This window comes from Luteitalea sp., from assembly GCF_044337415.1.
In the GTDB taxonomy this organism is placed as follows: Bacteria; Acidobacteriota; Vicinamibacteria; order Vicinamibacterales; family Vicinamibacteraceae; genus Luteitalea.
In genome coordinates this window covers 1-5,552 of sequence record NZ_JBIINP010000246.1, presented here as the reverse complement: position 1 = coordinate 5,552, position 5,552 = coordinate 1, and the positions used below count along the sequence as shown (strand labels likewise).

General features: G+C 69.7%; 5 protein-coding genes. 4 read left to right on the top strand and 1 reads right to left on the bottom strand.

Annotation, left to right across the window (positions count from 1 at the left end; genetic code table 11):
• Window positions 1-216: 216 nt before the first annotated feature.
• The 4 genes from ACIRDX_RS20125 (at window position 217) to ACIRDX_RS20110 (ending at window position 5,231) form a co-directional block, all read left to right on the top strand.
• Window positions 217-651 carry a CBS domain-containing protein gene (locus tag ACIRDX_RS20125; RefSeq protein WP_396627224.1) on the top strand — a complete coding sequence of 145 codons (435 nt, stop codon included), beginning with the start codon at window positions 217-219 and terminating at the stop codon, window positions 649-651.
• 530 nt (window positions 652-1,181) lie between these two features.
• Window positions 1,182-2,297, top strand: coding sequence for an amidohydrolase family protein (locus ACIRDX_RS20120; protein ID WP_396627223.1), 1,116 nt, complete (start codon window positions 1,182-1,184; stop codon window positions 2,295-2,297).
• Window positions 2,298-2,353: 56 nt separating this feature from the next.
• Complete coding sequence (locus ACIRDX_RS20115; RefSeq protein WP_396627222.1) at window positions 2,354-4,498, top strand: PQQ-dependent dehydrogenase, methanol/ethanol family; 2,145 nt, start codon at window positions 2,354-2,356, stop codon at window positions 4,496-4,498.
• A 118-nt stretch (window positions 4,499-4,616) separates the two neighbouring features.
• Window positions 4,617-5,231 carry a hypothetical protein gene (locus ACIRDX_RS20110; RefSeq protein WP_396627221.1) on the top strand — a complete coding sequence of 205 codons (615 nt, stop codon included), beginning with the start codon at window positions 4,617-4,619 and terminating at the stop codon, window positions 5,229-5,231.
• Here the strand turns inward: ACIRDX_RS20110 and ACIRDX_RS20105 are convergent.
• Window positions 5,228-5,552, bottom strand: a 325-nt coding sequence (locus ACIRDX_RS20105; protein WP_396627220.1) for a DUF3303 domain-containing protein, incomplete at its 5' end; no start/stop codon positions are given. The genes ACIRDX_RS20110 and ACIRDX_RS20105 overlap by 4 nt on opposite strands.

The following is a 5,552-nucleotide window of genomic DNA, read 5'->3' as shown; positions in this document are numbered from 1 at the left end:
GAACTGCCGACCGCCGACTCCCGACTGCCGCCCACGATCAGTCTCCGGTTCAGCTTGACCGCGTTCCCGTCCGGGCGTAACGTCGCGGCCAGTCACCACAACCGTTCGGCGAGGGCGCCCGTCAGGGGGCCTCGCCCCCTCGTCGCCAGGCGCCCGGCGACGGGGTCGGCCCCGCGTCCCCGCGGAGGCCGGTTCGCGGCGCAGGTAGGAGTCCCGATGACGACGCTCGTGAGGCACATGCTGGCCAACAAGTCGGACGTCCACACGGTGAGCCCGGACGACACGGTGCTCGACGCGCTGCGCGTGATGGCGGACCACAACATCGGCGCCGTGCTCGTGATGAACGACGACGCGCTGGCCGGCATCCTGTCGGAACGCGATTACGCGCGCAAGATGGTGCTGCACGGCAAGGCGTCGCGCGACACGCTCGTCGGCGAGGTGATGACCAGCCACGTGGTCAGCGTGACGCCCGCCTGGAGCTGTGATCAGTGCATGTCGCTGATGACGGAGCGGCATGTGCGCCATCTGCCGGTGGTCCAGGACGGCCGCGTGGTGGGCGTGATCTCGATCGGCGACGTGGTCCGCGCCGTGCTCGGCGAGCACAAGACGACGATCACGACGCTCGAGCACTACATCATGAGCGGAGGATAGCAAGGGACGAGGGACGAGTACGCGAGTCACCAGGGCGGCGAGGGACAAGGGACAGGGACGGCAAGGGACGAGGGACAAGGACGTCAGTCACCAGGGCGGCCAGGGACAAGGGACAGGGACGGCAAGGGACGAGGGACAAGGACGCCAGTCACCAGGGCGGCCAGGGACAAGGGACAGGGGCGGCAAGTGGCGAGGGACAAGGGGCAACAACGCGCGTGGCTGCGGCGGATCGTGACAGAATGCGCCGGTCTCTCGTTCCCGGAGCGCTCCGCATGCGTCGCAGGTCCCTCTCCCTGCTGTGCCTCACTGTCGCCGTTGTCGGCGCCGGCGTGGTCGGCTCGTCTTCACTGCTTCCGGCGCTGGTTGCCCAGGCCCCTGCGCAAGGGCGTGGCACGGCGCCCGCGATCCCTGTCGAGCCTCGGGCCCCAGCCGGGGTAAAGGAAGGCGCGAGGTGGGTGCCGCCCCTGCCGACGATGGAGGAGGTGGCGCCGCCGCCGGGCTGGGCGCCCAGTGGAGAAGAGCAGCCGCCGATGCCGCTCACGCTCCTGCGGCTGCCGCGCACCAACGTCTGGCGCGCGAAGTATCCGGCGATCGACTTCCACGTGCACGCGCGCGGCCTGACGTCGAAGGCCGCCTACGACGAGCTCATCGCCCTGATGGACGACATCGGGATGGGCGCCATCGTCAACCTCAACGGCGGCACCGGGAAGGACCTCGATGCGGTGCTGGCGGCAGGGCAGCCGTACCGCGATCGCGTCGCCAACTTCATCACCTTCACGGCCGAGGGCATCAACGAGCCCGGCTGGTCGGAGCGGTTCGCCGCCGAGATGGAGCGCGCCTTCAAGGCCGGTGCGATGGGGATGAAGGTGTCCAAGCAGCTCGGCCAGGGGGCGAAGAACCCCGACGGCTCGTTCATCCAGGCCGACGATCCGCGGCTCGATGCGGTGTGGGCGATGGCGGCCAAGTACGACAAGCCCGTGATGATTCACACCAGCGACTCGATCGGGCGCTTCTACCCCATCGGCCCGAAGAACGAGCGCTACGAGGCGGGCCTGTGGCGCAAGCCTGGCGAGACGGCCGGTAACCTGCAGGACGGCGGCCCGTCGCACCTCGTGATCGAGAAGGCGCGCGAGCACATGCACCGCAAGCACCCGAAGACGCGCTTCGTGAACGCCCACATGGCGATGCTGTACTACGACCCGGAGAAGCTCGCGACGTTCCTCGACACGTATCCCAATGCCGACATCGAGCTCTCGGCGACGTTCCAGGATCTCGGACGTGCCCCGCGGCTGTGGCGCGAGTTCATCATCAAGTATCAGGACCGCGTCTTCTTCGGCACCGACGGCAGCCAGTCGCGCGGCGCCGACGAGTTCTGGCGGCCGCACTGGCGCGCGCTCGAGACGCTCGACGAGTACTTCCCGCATCCGGCCCAGGTGCGCACGCCCAGCGGGTCGCCTGGCCACGGGCGCTGGCACATCTCCGGCCTCGGCCTGCCCGATGCGGTGCTCCGCAAGGTCTACTACCGCAACGCGCTGCGTCACCTGCCGTCGCTGCGGCCGTCGATCGAGAAGCAGTTCGCCGCGCGTGGTCTGCGCATGACGGCCGCCCCGCGGCCTGCCGTACCGGCGCGGCCGGCGGGGGAGTGATGGGCCGCGGGGACAACCGGGTGCCGGGTACCGGGTACCGGGTACGGGGACAGCGCATGCGCAGGGTCGCCTTGGCGGCCGTCGCGCTCGCGGCGCTCGGCATCGGCGGCGTCGCGTTGGTCGCACGGCAGGCGCCGACTGCTGCCACGTCTGCTGCAGCGGCGACGCAGGGGGCAGGCCGGTCGGCGGCAGACCGCGACTGGCCGCTCTACGGCGGCGACGCGAACGGCTCGCACTACAGTCCGCTCACGCAGATCACCACGCAGAACGTCGCGCAGCTCGGGCTGGCGTGGAGCACCGATCTCGAGACGTTCCCCGGACAGATCGAAGGCACGCCGCTGGTGGTCGACGGCACGATCTACGTCACCGGGCCGTGGAGCGTCGTCGTGGCCGTCGACGCGCGCACGGGCAAGGTGAAGTGGCGCTGGGATCCGCAGATTCCGCACCCGACGTTCAAGGTCGATGCGCGCGGCCTGCGCACGCGGCTCGGGCCCAGCCTGTGCTGCGGCCCGGTGAACCGTGGCGTGGCCTACCACAACGGCAAGGTGTTCGTCGGCACGCTCGACAGTCGCCTCGTGGCGCTCGATGCGCGAACCGGACGCACCGTGTGGAGCACGCAGGTCGCCAGCAAGGTGGACGACTACAGCATCTCGAGCGCGCCGCGCGTCATCAAGGGCAAGGTCATCACGGGCATCAGCGGATCGGAGTTCGGCGTGCGCGGCTTCGTGGCCGCCTACGATGCCGAGACGGGGAAGCAGGCCTGGCGCTTCTGGACCGTGCCCGGCGACCCGGCGCTCGGCTTCGAGAACGCCGCGATGGAACGTGCCGCGAAGACGTGGAACGGGCCGTGGTGGAAGTACGGCGGGGGTGGCACGCCGTGGGACGGCATGGCGTACGACGCCGAGCTCGACCTGCTCTACATAGGGACGGGCAACGGCTCGCCGTGGTCGCGCGAGCTGCGCAGCCCTGGCGGCGGCGACAACCTGTACCTCTGCTCGATCGTCGCGATTCGTCCGTCGACAGGCGAGTACGTGTGGCACTACCAGACCACGCCGGCCGACAACTGGGACTACGCGAGCACGCAGCCGATCGTGCTGGCCGACCTGCGCATCGACGGCCGTACGCGCAAGGTGCTGATGCAGGCGCCCAAGAACGGCTTCTTCTACGTGATCGATCGCGTGACGGGGCAGTTCATCTCGGCGCAGCCGTTCGCCAAGGTCACGTGGGCGTCAGGCATCGATCCGGTGACAGGTCGTCCGATCGAGACGCCCGAGGCCAACTACGGTCCCGAGGGCACGCGCCTGTCGCCAGGGTCGGATGGCGCGCACAGCTGGCACGCGATGGCGTACCACCCCGGCGCGGGCCTCGCGTACATCCCCGGCCAGGAGACGACCGGCACGTACGCGTGGGATCCGGACTTCCAGCACCAGATGGGCCGCATGAACACGGGACGCCCGCGCAACCGGCCCGCGCCCGTCGATGCAGCGACGCATCAGGGCGGCGCGACCACCGCACCTGTGGCGCCTCCGCCCACGCCTGCGCCACCCGTGCGCCGCGGCCCGCAGATTGTCGGCGCCGGCGGCGGACAGCAGCAGGGCGCGTTCCTCGCCGCGTGGGATCCCATCACGCAGAAGGAGCGCTGGCGCCTGGTGTTCGACAAGCCGGGCATCACGAGCGGCACGCTCGCGACGGCGGGCAACCTGCTGTTCCACGGCTCGAACGACGGCTCGTTCAAGGCCTACACGGCCGATACGGGCTCGACGCTGTGGTCGGTGGCGCTGGCGCCCGGCTTCGCCAACCCGATCACCTACACGCTCGACGGCGTGCAGTACGTGACGGTGGCCACCGGCCGCAGCGGCACGCAGGCGCCGGGACGCCTGTACACGTTCAAGGTCGGAGGCACGATGCCCGTGCCGCCGATGACGCCCGTCGCGCCGCCAGAGGATCCGTCGGGGATCAACACGGCGAAGGCGATCCGTGCCGAGTTCGACCGCGTGGGACTGCCTGACGAACCCGCACGCACGCTCGTGCAGCAGATGTGCAGCGGCTGTCACCCGCCGACGGTCGTGACGCGCGTGCGCCAGCCTGCAGACGCCTGGCGAGAGACCGTCGCCGCGATGGCCGGCCGCGGCATGCCCGCGACGCCCGAACAGCGCGAGCAGATCATTGCGTACCTGGGGAAGCACAGGGGACCTCAGTAATTCGGAATTCTGAATTCAGAATTGAGGCGTAGTCGACCCTGATGTTCGTAGCCGTCGACCTTCAGGTCGACGGTCACATAAGGCGCGGCGCTGGTCGGGTGAGGCATGATCTCGGCCCATGGGCGTGCACTGGTTCTGGTGGATGGTGATCGGGCCGCTGGCGGTCCTCACGCTGTGGGTGTTCGTAGACAGCTTGGTGTTCGCTTCGCGCCGGGCGACCACGAAGTTCGCGGCCGTGCAGTCGGCCTTGCAGCGGCCCGTGGTGCGCACGTCGGCGTTCCTGTCCTCGCTGGACTGGACCATCGACGACCGCGTGATCGCGGTTCGTTCGGCCTACGTCGGGAGTGGTGGGTCGGTTCGCGGCATGCGCGGGCACCTGTTCGTGCTCGCGACGCCACTGCGGGTATCGGCGTGGGCGATGCACGACCTCCAGGTGCGGCAGGAGCGATCGCGATCTACCTGGGACGACCGCTTCACGTGCATCGAGTCTGGCGTACCGGTGCGCGAGGGCTGGCTCACCGACACGGTGCGCGCCAACATCGCGCACTTTTTCGACAACCAGCTCGCCGCCGGCGTCCTTCGCACCGACCGCGGCGAGTTGCAGCACGCGGCGTACTGGTCTGCAGTCGGCGACACGAGCGATCCCGCTGTGCTGCGTGACCTGCTCGCCCGTTTCGCCCTCGTCGCCGCGGCCCTCGACCGCGCCGCGACACGCCGGCACCCAATGGGCTAGGTGCCCAGGATGGCCATCGCGCCCGCGTCGTCGTTCACGCTGACCACCTCGAACTCCATGACGTCGGTCCAGTCCTGAAGCCACCTGCCGAGCGCGACCGAGTCGGTCGTGTCCACGAGCACCCACCCGCGATGTCCCGCCGTGGCGTGCCATCGCCCCAGTTTCGTCACGCCCTCGTGCTCCTCGGCGCCGATCTCCTCGAACCGCTGCTGCACGGTGTCGCGATCGTCCGGATGGAACGCGTACGTGACCATGAACTGCATGGGCAACCTCCCCGAGGCGGCGCACGGGCGTGGATAGCCGCCGGGTGGGACACCCAGC

What these genes read in the sequence shown, in the direction of transcription:
- ACIRDX_RS20125 (WP_396627224.1), top strand. Translation starts at nt 217, where the DNA reads ATGACGACGCTCGTGAGGCACATGCTGGCCAACAAGTCGGACGTCCAC.
- ACIRDX_RS20120 (WP_396627223.1), top strand. Translation starts at nt 1,182, where the DNA reads ATGCCGCTCACGCTCCTGCGGCTGCCGCGCACCAACGTCTGGCGCGCG.
- ACIRDX_RS20115 (WP_396627222.1), top strand. Translation starts at nt 2,354, where the DNA reads ATGCGCAGGGTCGCCTTGGCGGCCGTCGCGCTCGCGGCGCTCGGCATC.
- ACIRDX_RS20110 (WP_396627221.1), top strand. Translation starts at nt 4,617, where the DNA reads ATGGGCGTGCACTGGTTCTGGTGGATGGTGATCGGGCCGCTGGCGGTC.